Raw genomic sequence first — 15,747 nt, 5'->3', positions numbered from 1 at the left:
GCGATGGCGCTGCTCGCGGCCGACATCGGCAACAGCCACACCGTGCTGGGGCTCGTCACCGACGGGCGGGTGGTCGCCGACTGGCGGGTGGCGACCGACGAGCGACGCACCTCCGACGAGTGGGCGGTGCTGCTGCGCGGGCTGCTGGGCGACGACCTCGACGACGTCACCGGGGTCGCGGTCTGCTCGACGGTCCCGGCGGTGCTGCACGAGTGGCGCGACATGCTCCCCCAGGCGTTCCCCGACGTGCCGCACCTGGTGGTCGAGCCGGGCGTGCGCACCGGCATCCCGGTGCTGATGGACAACCCGCGCGAGGTCGGCACGGACCGCATCATCAATGCCCTCGCCGCCGTGCACGATTACGGCGGGCCGGCGATTGTCGTCGATTTCGGCGGCACCGCCACGACGTTCGACGTGGTCTCCGGAAAAGGCCAGTACGTCGGCGGCGCTATCGCCCCCGGTATCGAGATCTCGCTCGAGGCGCTCGGGCGGCGCGGCGCCCAGCTGCGCAAAGTCGAATTGCTCCGGCCGCGCTCGGTGATCGCCAAGAACACCGTCGAGGCGCTGCAGGCGGGAATGGTCTTCGGAGTCGCCAGCCAGGTCGAGGGAATCGTCTCCCGGATGATCGAGGAGCTCGGTGTGGAGACGCAGGACGTGCACGTCGTCGCCACCGGCTATCTCGCGCCCCTGGTGCTCGAGGAATGCCGCAGCTTCACCGACCACGACCCGTGGTTGACGCTGCGCGGGCTCGAGCTGGTCTTTTCGCGCAATCGCTGAAAACCGCTGGAGTTCGAGAATCAGATAGTGCGTGGCATGATCATTGTGACAATTCCGCTTTCGTGAACGAGGTAATTCGAAATGGCCCAGAAGGTCAGCATTGTTCTCGTCGACGACCTCGACGGCAGTGAAGCCACCGAGACCGTCACGTTCGGCCTCGACGGCACGTCGTACGAGATCGACCTGAACGACAAGAACGCCGCCGAGCTGCGCGACGCGCTGTCCGGCTACGTCGGCCACGCACGCAAGCTCGGCGCGGCTCCGCGTCGCGGCCGCAAGACCAGCGCCGGCAGCGCCGCCACCGACGGCCCCAGCGCCAAGGAGATCCGCGACTGGGCCCGGAGCAACGGCTACGACGTCCCCGAGCGCGGTCGCGTCTCCGCCGAGGTGCGCTCGGCGTACGACGCCGCGAATTGAGCGACCCGATCGCCGAGTCGGCGTCGTCGCGCCCCTGACAGGGTGGGACGGCGCCGACTCGTCGTCTCTAGCGGAGCGTCCGGACGACGCGGGCGGTGTTGCCGGCGCGGTCGGTCACGGTCGCGGTGTAGCGGACGCGGTGGTGGGAAAGGTCGCGGTGCTTCAGCGTGCAGTGCCCGCGGACGCCCGAGAGCGCGTCGCTCGCGACGCAGCGCACCCGGTGGCCGCCGGCGATGCGCAGCCGTGGCTTGATCCGGTCGATGCGCACCACGACGCTCGTGGTGGCGCTCCCGCCGTCGCCGGCCGTCACGGTCCCGGTGACGACCCGGCCGCCGCTGCTCCTCGCCAGCGTGAGGTGGGCGGGGCAGGACCCGGTGAGGGCAGCCGATCCGATGGTGCAGCGGAAGGTCACCCTGACGGGGGCGCGATACCAGCCGGCCGCCGACCTGGGCTTCGTGCTGGTGAGCCTGGCCGCGATCTGCGGGTCGATGACCGCCGTGAACGACCGGGTGACCCGGGGCGCGGCGAAGTAGGCGTCGTTGCCGACCTGGTCGGCCGCGACCGTGCACGTCCCAGCGCCGGTGAGGCTGACGACGCTGCCGGCGACGGTGCAGACTCCGCCGGTCAGCGACGAGAAGACGACCGGGCTGCCGGAGCCGCCGCCGGTCGCGGAGACGGCGTACGTCGAGCCGACCACCTGGTGTGCCAGCGGACTCGAGGTGAATCCGACGGCCTGGGTCTGCTTGCCGCAGGCATCGGCCCCGGCGGAGGGTGCCAGGACGAGGGACACGCCCTGGCCGCCGTACGTCGAGGTGAAGGCCGCGAGGTCTCCGGTCAGTGCCAGGGTGTGGTCCACGACGGCGATCGAGGTCGCAGGCTGCGACGCGTCGCTGTTGGTCCACTGGGCGGTCAGCACCCCGTCGGGTGCGATGCTCCAGATCGCCGACTCGATCTTGGTCGCGCCGTTCGTCGCCTTCGTGTTGCTGTTGGTGCCCGACTGCGGTGGCGCGTCCTTCGGGGTGCTCGCCGTCTGGACCAGGAAGTCGTAGTTCTCGCTGCCGACGGCCAGGCCGTCCCCGTCCATGGTGAAGCCGACCGCGGCGCCGAGGTTGGGCGTGTCCTGGGGCGCACCGTCGACCACGAGGTCGATGCCGGCGCCGTACGCCGGCGTGGCCGTCACGGTGGCGGCCTGGTTGTGGTCGCCGATCACCACGTAGGTGCCGAACTGGCTGAGCTGCGCGCGGACGTAGCCGAGCAGGGCCTGGTCGGAGGACTGGTGGACCTCGATCACCCCGGAGCAGGTGGTCCCCACCGGGTCCGCGGACGCGACGCCCGCCGAGGAGGTCAGGCCGGCGGCCGTGGTGAGGCCGGTGATCAGGGCCGCGACGGCGGTGGCGCGGATGGTTCGGTGCACAGGAGGCTCCTCGATCGGGGGTGCGGTCGGGAGGAGCGTCGCGTGGTGCGCTTGCAAGGGCCTTTCAGAGTGCTGACGGGGCGCAGGGCCACCCTCGCGAGGATGACCCTGCGCGACTCGTCTAGCGGCCGGTGACGACGAGCTGGAAGTCGTTGTCGACCGAGGCGAAGCTGCCGTTGTAGAGGTAGACGTCGAAGGTGGAGCCGCTCGCGAACTGGTTGGTCGCCGCGAGCCGCACGTTGGCGGCACCCGTGGGCGGCACGTTGCCGACGGCCTCGTCGACCTCGGGCGTCACCGTCGGGATCAGGCTGAAGCCGCTCTGCAGCGAGGAGCTGAGCAGGACGTGGTAGTGCCCGGTGCCGAGCCTGGTGATCGAGCCGACGTTGAAGTTGCTGTCGAGCGTCCCGTTGGCCGTCACCCGGGCCCAGGCGACCACCGCGTTGTCGCGGTAGCGGGTGCCCACCGGCACGGTCGCGCCGTTGCCCGCGTCGTTGGCGATCAGGAAGCCGTTGGCGGCGCGGACCGCGAACTGGTTGTCCGCGGTCGAGGCGAAGTCGGCGTCGGTGCCGTCGGCCCAGACGAAGGAGCCCGAGTTGACGGCCTGGGCGCGCCGGCCGACCGCGAGGCTGAAGGCACCCGCCGTGCTGCCGGTGCCGCCGGCGGCGCTGAAGTCGCCGGGCTGCACCCCCGGGAGCGCCTGCGCCGACGCGGCGGACTGGGCGGACACGGCCGCCGGTGCGACCGCAGACCCGGCGAAGCTCCCCGTCGTGACGGATCCCGGGGCCAGGTCCGACCTGCCGACGGACCCGTTCTTGAGGTCGGCGCCGCTCAGGGAGGAGTCCTTGACGTCGGCGCCGGTGAGCGAGCTGTTCTTGACGTCGGCGGCGGCCAGCGAGCCGTCCTTGACGTCGACGCCGGCGAGCGAGGAGTTCTTGACCTGCTTGCCGGTGACCGTCGAGGCCTTGATGTCGCCGCCGTTGATCTTCTCGGCGGCCCAGGCGGGGCCGCCCATCGCGAAGAAGAGCGCGCACAGCGCGATGACCAGCGCCAGGTGGTTGGACGAGCGTTTCAGCATGAGCGGACCCCTGCCCGGAGTGACGGGCTCTCGGGACGAACCCGTCCGTGGTCGCAACGTAGCGGCGCGCGGGCCGACGCCGCGTGACGCAGACGGGCTACTGCGGCGCCACCTGGCCGGGCTGGTCTGGACGTGTTCGCTCTCAGCGGACTTCATTGGCGCCTGTGCGGGAACGCGTAGGCTGTCAGCGGGGTTAGTTGTCTCGTACCCTCCCCTCCGCTCAGGCGCGGGAGGGCCCCACGAAGTATCAGGAGCGATGCGCATGTTCGAGCGGTTCACAGACCGAGCCCGACGAGTTGTCGTGCTGGCCCAGGAAGAGGCCCGCATGCTCTCCCACAACTACATCGGCACCGAGCACATCCTGCTCGGCCTCATCCACGAGGGCGAGGGGGTCGCGGCGAAGGCGCTCGAGAGCCTCGACATCTCGCTGGAGGCCGTGCGTGCCCAGGTCGAGGAGATCATCGGCCAGGGCCAGCAGGCGCCCAGTGGCCACATTCCCTTCACGCCGCGTGCCAAGAAGGTGCTCGAGCTGTCCCTGCGCGAGGCGCTGCAGCTCGGTCACTCCTACATCGGCACGGAGCACATCCTGCTCGGCCTGATCCGCGAGGGCGAGGGCGTAGCCGCCCAGGTGCTGCAGAAGCTCGGCGCCGACCTCAACCGGGTCCGCCAGCAGGTCATCCAGCTGCTCTCGGGCTTCCAGGGCAAGGAGGCGTCCGGTGCCGGCGCCGCGCCCGGTGGCTCCACGAGCGACGCACCGTCGTCCTCGCTGGTCCTCGACCAGTTCGGCCGCAACCTGACCCAGGACGCCCGCGAGGGCAAGCTCGACCCGGTCATCGGTCGCGAGCAGGAGATCGAGCGGGTCATGCAGATCCTGTCTCGGCGCACGAAGAACAACCCGGTCCTGATCGGTGAGCCCGGCGTCGGCAAGACGACGATCGTCGAGGGCCTGGCCCAGGACATCGTCAAGGGCAACGTCCCGGAGACGCTGAAGGACAAGCAGATCTACACCCTCGACCTGGGTGCGCTGGTGGCGGGCTCCCGCTACCGCGGTGACTTCGAGGAGCGCCTGAAGAAGGTGCTCAAGGAGATCCGCACCCGCGGCGACATCGTGCTCTTCATCGACGAGATCCACACCCTCGTCGGCGCCGGTGCGGCTGAGGGCGCGATCGACGCCGCCAGCATCCTCAAGCCGATGCTGGCCCGCGGCGAGCTGCAGACCATCGGTGCGACCACCCTCGACGAGTACCGCAAGTACCTCGAGAAGGACGCCGCGCTGGAGCGTCGCTTCCAGCCGATCCAGGTCGCCGAGCCGTCGATCGCTCACACGATCGAGATGCTCAAGGGTCTGCGGGACCGCTACGAGGCGCACCACCGCGTCACGATCACCGACGAGGCGCTGGTCTCGGCCGCGACGCTGGCCGACCGCTACATCTCCGACCGGTTCCTCCCGGACAAGGCGATCGACCTGATCGACGAGGCCGGCTCGCGGCTGCGGATCCGCCGGATGACGGCGCCCGCCGACCTGCGCGAGTACGACGACAAGATCGGCGAGGTCCGCCAGCGCAAGGAGGCCGCGATCGACGGCCAGGACTTCGAGGCCGCCGCTCGTCTGCGCGACGAGGAGAAGCAGCTCATCCTGAAGAAGTCCGAGCGCGAGAAGCAGTGGCGCGCGGGCGACATGGACGAGGTGGCCGAGGTCGACGAGGAGCTCATCGCCGAGGTCCTCGCCGTGGCGACCGGCATCCCGATCGTGAAGCTCTCCGAGGAGGAGTCGACCCGACTGCTCAACATGGAGGACGAGCTGCACAAGCGGGTCATCGGGCAGGACGAGGCCGTCAAGGCGATCTCCCGCGCGATCCGTCGTACGCGTGCCGGCATGAAGGACCCCAAGCGCCCCGGCGGCTCGTTCATCTTCGCCGGTCCGTCCGGTGTCGGTAAGACGTGGCTGTCCAAGACGCTCGCCGAGTTCCTCTTCGGCGACGAGGACTCCCTCATCCAGCTCGACATGTCGGAGTTCGGCGAGAAGCACACCGTCTCGCGGCTCTTCGGCTCGCCTCCCGGCTACGTCGGCTACGAGGAGGGCGGCCAGCTCACCGAGAAGGTGCGCCGCAAGCCGTTCTCCGTGGTGCTCTTCGACGAGGTCGAGAAGGCCCACCCGGACATCTTCAACAGCCTGCTGCAGATCCTCGAGGAAGGTCGCCTGACCGACTCGCAGGGTCGGGTCGTCGACTTCAAGAACACCGTCATCATCATGACGACCAACCTTGGCACCCGGGACATCTCCAAGGGCGTCAACCTCGGCTTCCAGCAGGGTGGCGACGCGGGCTCCTACGACCGGATGAAGGCGAAGGTGTCGGAGGAGCTCAAGCAGCACTTCCGCCCGGAGTTCCTCAACCGCGTCGACGAGATCATCGTGTTCCCGCCGCTGACGCAGGAGCAGATCGTCCACATGGTCGACAACATGGTCGCCTCGGTCGAGCTGCGGATGCGCGACCGCGACATGCGGATCGAGCTGACGCAGCCCGCGAAGAACCTGCTCGCCGAGCGGGGCTTCGACCCGGTCCTGGGTGCCCGGCCGCTGCGCCGCACCATCCAGCGCGAGATCGAGGACGTGCTCGCCGAGAAGATGCTCTTCGGTGAGGTCGGCCCCGGCCAGATCGTGCTGGTCGACGTGGAGGGGGAGGGCCCCGCGGCCGCCTTCACCTTCGTCGGCCAGAAGATGGGCGAGCTGCCGGACCTGCCGCCGTTCGAGACCGCCGAGATCGTGGCGGGCGAGGGCGCGGCACCGCTCGAGGGTCCGGACGACTCCGACAGCGGGACGGACCTGCCCCGCGAGATCTGAGCAACCCGGGTCGGCGCCAGCTTCACGGAAGCTGGCGCCGACTCGGCGATTTCAGGGGAGCGCGTAGGTGTCCGGGCCGGCGACGACGAGCAGCCGGTCCGCGATGAGGCTCGCCACGCACCGCGCGCGCTGCGCCTCGTCGGACCAGGCCGCGTCCAGCCGGGAGCGGTGCACCGGCCCGTCACTGTCGCGCAGGACGGCCAGCAGCCGGCCGCGGCACTGCCGGTCGGTGCCGGCCCAGGTCTGCACCTTGCGGGGTGGGCCGTCGTACGCCGGGTGGCCGGCGGCCCGCCAGGCGCAGAGATCGGCGACCGGGCAGTCGCCGCACCGCGGGCTGCTGGCCGTGCAGACCAGCGCGCCGAGCTCCATGACCGCCACGGACCAGGTCGCCGCGGTCGGCTCGTCGGCGGGCAGCACCGCCAGCGCCTCCTCCCGCTCCGCCTTGGTGATCGAGGCGGGCGGGAGCTCCACGCCGCCGATGGCGCGGCCGAGGACCCGCCGCACGTTGGTGTCGAGCACGACGTGGCGCCGACCGTGGGCGAAGGTCGCGATCGCCGCCGCGGTGTAGTCGCCGACCCCCGGCAGTGCGATCAGGTCGGCGTACGCCGAGGGCACCTGGTTGTCGTGCTGCTCGGCGATCACGGTGGCGGCTGCGTGCAGGCGCAGCGCCCGCCGGGGGTAGCCGAGCCGGCCCCAGGCGCGCACGGCCTCGCCGGTGCTCTCTGCGGCCAGGTCCGCGGGGGTCGGCCACCGCCGGAGCCACGCCTCGTGAACGGGGAGCACCCGGGCGACGGGGGTCTGCTGGAGCATGAACTCCGAGACCATCACCGACCACGCCGAGGCCTCGGGCCCACGCCAGGGCAGCTCGCGCGCGTGGTCGTCGTACCAGCGGAGCACTGGTGCATGCAGAGCACTCATCGCGACCATTGTCGTCGGTGTGGCACCACGATCGGCGGCTCCCCCCTGACTAGCGTGGCCGCATGCCTGCGCTGACCCACGGACCGCACCCGGCCCGGGTCTACTGGTTCCGCCGGCTGATGGTCCTCGGCACCGCCGCCCTGCTCGTCCTCGCCATCGCGCGGATGCTGGGTGACGGCAGCGACGCCTCGTCCGGCGACGGTGACGCAGCCGCTCGACTCTCCGCCGACACCCCCTCGTCGTCCGCGTCGTCCGGGTCGTTCGGGACTGCCGCGGCGTCGCCGTCGGCCAGCCCCACGAAGGAGGTCACGCCGACCGCGCCGACGACCAGCGCGGCGCCGGTCCTGGCCGCTCCGGTGGGCAGGTGCGTCGGCTCGGACATCGCGGTCACCCCCAAGGTCGACAACGGCGTCGCCGGTCGCGACGTGACGCTCGTGCTCCAGCTGCGGACGATGACCGCGGAGGCCTGCACCTGGCGGGTCTCGTCGAGCGCGCTGGCCGTCTCGATCACCTCCGGCAAGGACGCGATCTGGAACACCCGCTCCTGCCAGCGGGCGATCCCGAAGGGCGACGTCGTGGTCCGCAAGGCCGCGACCACCAACGTCAAGGTCGTCTGGAAGCAGGCGAAGCGCTCGGACGCGGACTGCTCGCCGCGCACGGAGTGGGCGCTGCCGGGGTGGTACCACGTGACCGCGGCGGCGCTGGGGGGCGAGCCGTCGGACCTGCAGTTCGAGCTGAGGACGCCGACCGCCGCGACCGTCACCGTGACGGCGACGCCCCGGCAGCAGCCGACCGCGAAGGCGACCAAGAAGGCCACGAAGAAGGCGACGAAGAAGCCGTCGAGCACGGCGTCGTCGCACTGAGCTCGCTGCTCGGCGCACCCGGTCTCGACACGCAGGTCGCGACGGTCACTGCCTGGTCCCGGCGTCGTGCCGCCGGCTCGACCACTGTCGACCGGCAGGTCTCACGTCGTCAGACGTACCGCTCCAGGATCGTCGACTCGGCGAGGCGGGAGAGTCCCTCGCGCACGCTCCGGGCGCGCAGCTCGCCGACCCCGTCGACGGCCTGCAGGTCGTCGATGCCGGCGGAGAGCAGCTTCTGCAGCGTGCCGAAGTGCTCGACCAGGCGGTCCACGACCGTGCTCGGCAGCCGCGGCACCTTGGCCAGCAGCCGGTAGCCGCGCGGGGCGACCGCGCCGTCGAGGTGCTCGCCCGTGCCGAGGCTGAGCGCGCGGGCGGCGGCGGCCGGGTCGACCAGCTCGATCGAGGAGAGCGACTCGAGCCGGGCGAGCACGGACTCGGGAGTGCGGGAGCGGCGACCGACCGGCAGGTAGTCGCGGATGACCAGCTCGCGCTCGATGTCGACGCCGGTGATCAGCTCCTCGAGCTGCAGCGACAACAGCCGGCCGTCGGTGCCGAGCTCGAGCACGTAGTCCTCGATCTCGCGGGCGATGCGGGTGACCATCTCGAGCCGCTGGGCGACGACGGCGACGTCACGCACCGTCACCAGGTCCTCGATCTCCAGCGCCGACAGCGTGCTGGAGACCTCGTCGAGTCGCAGCTTGTAGCGCTCGAGGGTGGCCAGCGCCTGGTTGGCCCGCGACAGGATCTGGCCGACGTCCTCGAGGACGTGGCGGGTCTCGCCGACGTACGCCGCGATGATCTGCATCGACTGCGACACCGAGATCACCGGGAAGCCGGTCTGCCGGGCGACGCGGTCGGCGGTGCGGTGCCGGGTGCCGGTCTCCTCGGAGGGGATCGTGTGGTCGGGCATCAGGTGCACCGCGGCCCGCAGGATCCGGGTGACGTCCTTGTCGACGATGATCGCGCCGTCCATCTTGGCCAGCTCGCGCAGCCCGGTGGCGGTGAAGGGCACGTCGAGCAGGAAGCCACCGGTGGCGATCGACTCCACGACCTTGTCGTGGCCCATCACGATCAGGGCGCCGGTACGGCCGCGCAGGATGCGCTCGAGGCCGTCGCGCAGGGCCGTGCCGGGAGCGATCGTGGCCAGTGTCGCGCGCAGCCGCAGCTGCTCGTCAGAGCGGTCGATGGCCACTGCGACGTTCCTCCCCTGGACTGACTCGGGCGGCATCCGTCGACCCCGCGCGCCCAGTCTAGGGCGTGCGCGTCGTCTCGGAGGTCACAGAATGCTCACAGCCGCGCGCTCAGACCGATCGCGGCCGGTCGCCACGCGTCTCGGCCGCCAGGTCGATCAGCCGCAGGGCCCCCTTGACGTCCGGGACGTCGACCACCCGCATCCCGTCGACCGTCCACGACTCGGGCGAGCGCGGGCCCGTGCGACCCGGCTCGCTGGGCACCACGGCGAGCTGGAAGCCCAGTCGGGCGGCCTCCGCCAGCCGCTGCGGGAGGTCGCGCACCCGGCGCAGCTCGCCGGCGAGCCCGATCTCGCCCATCGCGACCATCCCGCGGGGTGCGGGCAGGTTGCGGCTCGCGGACGCCAGCGCGACGGCCACCGCCAGGTCGCTCGCCGGCTCGACGATCTTCGCGCCGCCGACCGTCGAGGCGAAGACGTCCATCGTCTGCAGCCGGATCTGGCAGTGCTGGTGGAGGACCGCCATCACCATCGCGACCCGCGAGGAGTCCAGCCCCGACGTCGTACGACGTGGCCGCTCCGCGGCGCTGTGGGTCACCAGGGCCTGCACCTCGGCCAGCATCGGCCGCCGGCCCTCCATCGAGACCGCGACGCAGGTGCCCGGCACCTGGCTGTGGTGGTTCTCCACGAACAGCCCGGTCGGGTCGGTGACGGCGCTGATGCCGTCGGCCCCGAGGTCGAAGCAGCCGACCTCGTCGATCGGGCCGAAGCGGTTCTTCATCGCGCGGACCATCCGGAAGCGGGAGTTGCGGTCGCCCTCGAAGTTGAGCACCACGTCGACGAGGTGCTCCAGGACCCGCGGTCCGGCGATCGAGCCGTCCTTGGTGACGTGGCCGACCAGGACCGTGGTGATGTTGCGGGTCTTGGCCACCCGGATGAGCGCGGCCGCGACCTCCTTGACCTGGGTGACGCCGCCCGGCACGCCGTCGATCCCGGACGCGCCGATGGTCTGGACGGAGTCGACGACCAGCAGCGCCGGCCGCACCTGCTCGATGTGCGTGAGCACCGCGCCCAGGTCGGTCTCGGCGGCCAGGAAGAGCTCGTCGTGGACGCCACCGGTGCGGTCGGCGCGCAGCCGCACCTGCGAGGCGGACTCCTCGCCGGTGACGTAGAGCGTGCGGCGCTGGTAGCGGGCGGTCTGGGCCGCCACCTCGAGCAGCAGGGTGCTCTTGCCGACCCCGGGCTCGCCCGCCAGCAGGATCGCCGCGCCCGGCACCAGGCCGCCGCCGAGCACGCGGTCGAGCTCCGGCACCCCGCTGGAGCGGAACGCCGACTCCTTCACCGAGACCTGGCCGATCGGGACCGCCGGCGTGGTCACCGGGGCGGCCGTCGTGCGGCCCGTCGGCACCACGGCCGCCTCGGCCACTGAGCCCCACGCCTGGCACTCGCCGCACCGGCCGACCCACTTGCCGGTCTCCCATCCGCACTCGGAGCAGCGATAGGCAGGGCGGGCGGTTTTCGACATGCGCACACGCTAGGCGGCGCCGCCGACACTCGCCGTACGGCGCAGGACGCGTGTCGGACGGCGGTCGGGTGTGGTGTCATTGGATCGATCAAGCGGCCCCCTTCAGGTCGAGGAGGTGTGGGTGCCCCGGAGCGACGAGCACGAGGGCGGGCGCGTCTACGCCCGGCCGGCGCTGTCCGCGACCCCACCGACGCTCGCGGACGTGGCCGAGCGGGCGGGCGTCTCGCGGCAGACGGTGTCCAACGCCGTCAACAACCCCGACCTGCTCCGACCCGACACGCTCACCCGTGTGCTGGAGTCGATCGACGCCCTCGGCTACTCGCCCAACCGCGCCGCGCGCAACCTGCGCACCCGGTCGTCGAACCTCATCGGGATGCGGATCGGCGCGGCGCAGGAGGGCACGGCCAACGCGACGATGGACCGCTTCGTGCACTCCCTGGTCGAGACCTCCCGCGAGGCCGGCTACCACGTGCTGCTCTTCTCCGGCGACAGCCGCGACCCGGTGGCGGGGTACGACGACCTGCTGCGCTCCACCGCGGTCGACGCCTTCGTCGTGACCGACACCTACCTCGGCAACCCCCAGGCCGCCTGGCTGGAGGAGCGCCGGGCGCCGTTCGTCGCCTTCGGCCGGCCGTGGGAGAGCCTCGGGTCGCGGCACTCCTGGGTCGACGTGGACGGGGCCGCCGGCACCGAGCTCGGCACCCGGCACCTGCTGGACAAGGGGCACCACCGGATCGCCTGGATCGGGTGGCGCAAGGACTCGCGCATCGGCGAGGACCGCCGGTCGGGCTGGACCCGCGCCATGCACGAGCGCGGGCTGCCCACGACCGGCCTCGCCTCACGGGTGGAGGACACCGTCGCCTCGGGACGCGAGGCCAGCGCCCACCTGCTCGACAGCGCGCAGCCGTCCGCGTTCGTCTGTGCCTCCGACACCCTGGCCATGGGGGTCCTGCACACCCTGCGCGACCGCGGCCTGCGCGCCGGTGAGCACGTCGCCGTGGTCGGCTTCGACGACTCCCAGGTCGCCCAGGTGGTGTCGCCGGGGCTGACCTCGGTGCGTCAGCCCCTGGAGGAGGTGGCCGTGGAGGTCGTCGCCGCGCTCGAGGGTCTGCTCGCCCACCCGCCGGTCAGGGGCACCGGCGTGATGCTGGCGCCGACGCTCGCCGTCCGCGGCTCCAGCTAGCGGCCCGACTAGCGGCCTGGCTAGCGGCGCAGCGAGGCGCCGACCTTGGAGCGCAGCCGGCGCCACGCGGACGGCGACTCGGCGGCCGGGGCCGGGGGCAGCGGCTGTCCGGCGCGCACGACCGGCGGGTACGACGTGGCCGCGACCGCTGCGTCGAAGTCCGCCCCGCTCTCGCCGGGGGCGAAGACGTGCTTCAGGTGGTGCCGGTCGAGGTAGGCCACGTAGCGGCGGAACCGCTCCGCGTGGTTGGCCGTGGCCGGCCCGTAGTCGGCCTCGGCGGCGATTGTGGCCGCGTCGACGACCGCGCCGTCGACGGAGCGGAGGTCCAGGTGCGGGATCTCGTGGTAGCGCGCGAGCTCCAGCGTGCGGGAGTCGTGGGCCAGCACGAAGGCCGGCGTGCCCCCGAGGAGCGCGGCGATGTTGCCGTGGATCCGGGTCCCGAAGCTGAAGTCGTAGCGGCCGAGCTCCTCCATCCAGGTGGGCGGGTTCACGGCCATCCAGGTGCGGCCGCCCTGGATCAGGGGGTGCTGGGGCCCGGTGGGCAGCAGCGGGTCGTTGCGGCGCGAGCCCGTGTACTCCTCGCCGAGGAGCATCCCTAGGGTGTCGATGTCCTGTGCGACGTAGTCGAGCCGCGGGTAGCGCTCGGCGTTGTGCTGGATGACCGGGCCCATCTCGGCGACGTACGGCGAGAGGTTGAGGGCGATCCGCGACTCCGGCGTGAGGTCGGGCAGCGGGTGCAGCGTCAGGTCGTCGCCGCGCAGGAAGAGGGACGGGCACCCGATGACGTCGACCGCGGCGTCGGGGAAGCCCAGTGAGACCAGGTAGTCACGCGTGAACTCGCCACGCACGCCGATGGACGGTCCGCGCTCCAGGACGGCGGCGACGAACCGCTTCACCGAGGCGTCGACCTCGTCGCCGTGCTCGTGCTTGATCGCGCCGTCCACGCCGGCCTGGGCTCCCACGCCGAGGACCGTGACCGGGATGTCGAGCCCCTCGATCAGCTCGCTGAGTCCGTCCAGGCGCTTGAGGAAGCTCCACCGGAAGGCGTTGGCCAGCGGGATCACGAGGTGGTCGGCCTTCGCCTGCATCCACTCCGGCTGCAGGGCCTTGCCGCGGGTCGCCCGTGCGATGATCGTGTTGCCGCTGGCGGAGAGCTGGCGCTCGGCGGCGTAGGCGTAGAGGAGGTTCCCGAGGTTGTTGCCGATCAGGTTCTCGTCGAAGACCCGCCGCGCGTCGGGGTGCTGGGTCGCGCTGAGGTAGGAGCGAACGAAGACGTTGGTCATAGTAACTTCAGCGTAACCGAGCGGATCGGGCCTAGAAGCCTCGCCACCAGAGGTTCACGGCGTAGTCGACCTCCGTGCCGGCGTGCTCGCTGAGCACGGCCTCCGCGACGGCAGGAGCGAGCTCGATGCGCACCACCGACTCGAGATCCGCGCGGGAGGTGAAGGACCACCGCATGTCGACCGGGATCCGGGTCCAGCCCCTCGTGGACCAGAAGCGCTCGACCGCCACGGGGTCGACCTCGGGGTAGCCGCGCCGGAACCAGCCGCCGAAGGTGGAGCGGGTCGGGTCGTTGTCGATGACGTACGCCGTCCCGCCGCGACGCACGACGCGGTCCAGCTCGGCCAGTCCCGGCTCGCAGCCGGGACCGAAGAAGTAGGCCCACCGTGCGTGCACGACGTCCACCGACGCGTCGGGCACCGGGAGCGACTGCGCGGTGCCGGCGAGGACGCTGACGTGGGGGAGGCGGCGGGTACGCCGGCGGGCCAGCGCGACCAGGTCGCCGTGCGGCTCGACACCCACGACCGACGCCGCGGTCTCCGCGAAGCGCGGCAGGTGGAAGCCGGTGCCGCAGCCGATGTCGAGCACCGCCCGGTCCGACCACGACGCGACCGACCGCATGGCGGTCTCGATGGCGCCGTCGGGGTCGACCGCGCGGTTCTCGGTCTCGTACGTCGCCGGGTGGTGCCAGATGTTGGGACTCGGGCGGGCCCCCGGGGAGACCCTCGATCCCGATGCGCCCATGACGACCTCGGTCCCGGGCCGCGGAGCCTGCTCGATCTCCGTCAGAGCCGGACGAGGCCGTTCGGCGTCTGGAACTGCGCGGCCAGGATGCCGGGGGTGCCGTTGGGGGCGACCCACTCGACCTTGACGTCCTCCAGCGGCGACTCGACGGACTCGCCGAGCCACTCGCTGACGCGCTGCGGGTCGCCCGCGATCTCCAGGCAGGCAAGGGAGAAGCTGTCGTCGGCACCCGTGCTGGGGTGCATCTCCGCCGGGCTCTCCCACTCGATGAAGAAGGGGAGCTGCGGGTCGGCCATCAGGCCGCTGACGCCGATCTGCTTCCAGCGCAGGGCCTCGCCGTCGGGCCGGTGCCGGCTGCCGATGGCGGCCTCTCGGCCGAGGCGTGACTCGACGACCGAGATGTCCTTGACCGCCACGACCCAGCCGAGCCAGCCGCCGCCGAGGGCGGAGCGGGCGCGGACGGCCTGGCCGAACGGGGCCTTGTCGGAGGCGGGGTGGTCGAGCACCTCGACGATCTCGAGGTAGGTGTCGCCGGCGAGCGGCAGAATCATGTTGCGGGTGCCGAAGCGTGGGTGCACGCCGCCGTCCACGAATTCCTTGCCGAGCAGTCCCCCGAGTCGCTGGGCGGTGCTGGCGAGGCCATCAGGTCCTGCGGCGAAAGAGAGATGGTCCAAGCGCATATGGAGATTCTGTGCGCCGTGACGGGGCCGACGGACACCGGGGTCGGTGTTTCTCGACGTCGAGATAGGTCAGCGAGGGTCGGCGGGATGCAGGGCGAGAGCCGAGCGGGAGCGGACGTGGGCGTCGCAGTGGCGCACGAGCTCGTCGTACGCCGGCCGGCCCATGAGTGCGGTCAGCTCGGCCTCGTGGGTGACGTAGACGGCCTCGCGGGCGACGTGGGCCTCGGTGTTGCCCGAGCAGTACCAGTCGAGGTCGTGGCCACCCGGCCCCCAGCCGCGGCGGTCGTACTCGCCGATCGAGACCTCCGTGTACGTCGTGCCGTCCTGCCGCTCGACGTTGCGGAACGTGCGTCGGATCGGCAGCTGCCAGCACACGTCGGGCTTGGTCTCGACGGGGTTCTTGTCGATCACGAACGCCAGTGCGTGCAGGGCGCAGCCCGCTCCGATCGCGAAGTCGGTGCGGTTGTGGAAGACGCAGGCCTGCTGGCCGTCGACGACCGTGGTGCGGGTCTTGCGCTCCCCGTCCTCGTCGACCTCGATCCAGTCCTTCTTCTTCACGGCGCGACCCCGCGGCTTCTGCTGCCACAGCTTGTCGTCGAGCATCTCGACGTACGCCTCGACCCGCTTCTCGTCGGCCTTGTCGGCGAAGTGGGCGCCCAGGGTGCAGCAGCCCACGTCGGGCGCGTCGGCGTAGATGCCGCAGCACCCCTCGCCGAAGATGCACTTGTAGCTGGAGGTCAGCCAGGTCAGGTCGCAGCGCATCACCTCCGACTCGTCGGCGGGGTTCACGAACTCGACGTACGCGCGGGGAAAGACCAGGTCGACTTCGGGCACGCGCC

At 71.6% G+C, this 15,747-nt stretch carries 14 protein-coding genes; 5 read left to right on the top strand and 9 right to left on the bottom strand.

Annotated elements, in window-relative coordinates; genetic code table 11:
- The first annotated feature begins 3 nt into the window (after positions 1-3).
- Both N542_RS0107780 and N542_RS0107775 read left to right on the top strand, forming a co-directional pair.
- Entirely contained in the window at positions 4-777 is a 774-nt protein-coding gene (locus tag N542_RS0107780) for a type III pantothenate kinase (RefSeq protein WP_028643449.1), read from the top strand.
- Between the two features lie 81 nt (positions 778-858).
- Positions 859-1,194: a histone-like nucleoid-structuring protein Lsr2 gene (locus N542_RS0107775; RefSeq protein ID WP_028643448.1), complete on the top strand. Its 336-nt coding sequence runs from the start codon at positions 859-861 to the stop codon at positions 1,192-1,194.
- 67 nt (positions 1,195-1,261) lie between these two features.
- Here the strand turns inward: N542_RS0107775 and N542_RS0107770 are convergent, their stop codons facing one another.
- Positions 1,262-2,608, bottom strand: a complete 1,347-nt coding sequence (locus N542_RS0107770) for a hypothetical protein (RefSeq protein WP_028643447.1) — start codon at positions 2,606-2,608, stop codon at positions 1,262-1,264.
- Positions 2,609-2,729: 121 nt separating this feature from the next.
- The gene (locus N542_RS0107765; RefSeq protein WP_028643446.1) at positions 2,730-3,683 is read right to left on the bottom strand and encodes a pentapeptide repeat-containing protein; all 954 of its coding nucleotides are present in this window, start codon (positions 3,681-3,683) and stop codon (positions 2,730-2,732) included.
- Between the two features lie 262 nt (positions 3,684-3,945).
- Here N542_RS0107765 and N542_RS0107760 point away from each other — a divergent pair, with 262 nt between their 5' ends.
- Positions 3,946-6,525: an ATP-dependent Clp protease ATP-binding subunit gene (locus tag N542_RS0107760; RefSeq protein ID WP_028643445.1), complete on the top strand. Its 2,580-nt coding sequence runs from the start codon at positions 3,946-3,948 to the stop codon at positions 6,523-6,525.
- A gap of 51 nt (positions 6,526-6,576) precedes the next feature.
- On the opposite strand, the gene N542_RS23850 is transcribed toward N542_RS0107760, so the two are convergent.
- Positions 6,577-7,443 (bottom strand): A/G-specific adenine glycosylase, encoded by an 867-nt coding sequence (locus tag N542_RS23850; RefSeq protein WP_036507013.1) that lies wholly within the window; start codon positions 7,441-7,443, stop codon positions 6,577-6,579.
- Between the two features lie 62 nt (positions 7,444-7,505).
- On the opposite strand from N542_RS23850, the gene N542_RS0107750 reads away from it, so the two are divergent.
- Positions 7,506-8,306 carry a hypothetical protein gene (locus tag N542_RS0107750; protein ID WP_028643444.1) on the top strand — a complete coding sequence of 267 codons (801 nt, stop codon included), beginning with the start codon at positions 7,506-7,508 and terminating at the stop codon, positions 8,304-8,306.
- A gap of 109 nt (positions 8,307-8,415) precedes the next feature.
- Here N542_RS0107750 and disA read toward each other — a convergent pair whose 3' ends face one another.
- Together disA and radA are read right to left on the bottom strand one after the other, a co-directional pair.
- A complete protein-coding gene (disA, locus tag N542_RS0107745; RefSeq protein WP_081795059.1) occupies positions 8,416-9,498 on the bottom strand; it encodes a DNA integrity scanning diadenylate cyclase DisA in 1,083 nt (360 codons plus the stop codon).
- A gap of 109 nt (positions 9,499-9,607) precedes the next feature.
- Positions 9,608-11,020, bottom strand: a complete 1,413-nt coding sequence (radA, locus tag N542_RS0107740; protein WP_028643442.1) for a DNA repair protein RadA — start codon at positions 11,018-11,020, stop codon at positions 9,608-9,610.
- A 121-nt stretch (positions 11,021-11,141) separates the two neighbouring features.
- On the opposite strand from radA, the gene N542_RS0107735 reads away from it, so the two are divergent.
- Entirely contained in the window at positions 11,142-12,203 is a 1,062-nt protein-coding gene (locus N542_RS0107735) for a LacI family DNA-binding transcriptional regulator (protein WP_231482538.1), read from the top strand.
- Between the two features lie 20 nt (positions 12,204-12,223).
- Here the strand turns inward: N542_RS0107735 and N542_RS23845 are convergent, their stop codons facing one another.
- The 4 genes from N542_RS23845 to N542_RS0107715 all read right to left on the bottom strand — a co-directional run bounded on the left by N542_RS23845 (position 12,224) and on the right by N542_RS0107715 (position 15,742).
- The gene (locus N542_RS23845) at positions 12,224-13,486 is read right to left on the bottom strand and encodes a polysaccharide pyruvyl transferase family protein (RefSeq protein ID WP_051551484.1); all 1,263 of its coding nucleotides are present in this window, start codon (positions 13,484-13,486) and stop codon (positions 12,224-12,226) included.
- A 31-nt stretch (positions 13,487-13,517) separates the two neighbouring features.
- The gene (locus N542_RS0107725) at positions 13,518-14,228 is read right to left on the bottom strand and encodes a class I SAM-dependent methyltransferase (protein WP_028643440.1); all 711 of its coding nucleotides are present in this window, start codon (positions 14,226-14,228) and stop codon (positions 13,518-13,520) included.
- Between the two features lie 41 nt (positions 14,229-14,269).
- Positions 14,270-14,908, bottom strand: coding sequence for a VOC family protein (locus N542_RS0107720; RefSeq protein ID WP_028643439.1), 639 nt, complete (start codon positions 14,906-14,908; stop codon positions 14,270-14,272).
- Between the two features lie 69 nt (positions 14,909-14,977).
- Positions 14,978-15,742 (bottom strand): hypothetical protein, encoded by a 765-nt coding sequence (locus tag N542_RS0107715; RefSeq protein WP_028643438.1) that lies wholly within the window; start codon positions 15,740-15,742, stop codon positions 14,978-14,980.
- Between the last annotated feature and the right edge of the window lie 5 nt (positions 15,743-15,747).

It is taken from the genome of Nocardioides sp. URHA0020 (genome assembly GCF_000620705.1).
Taxonomy (GTDB): domain Bacteria; phylum Actinomycetota; class Actinomycetes; order Propionibacteriales; family Nocardioidaceae; genus Nocardioides.
Note: the sequence above shows the minus strand (reverse complement) of the source record. Positions and strands in the feature narration are given on the sequence as shown.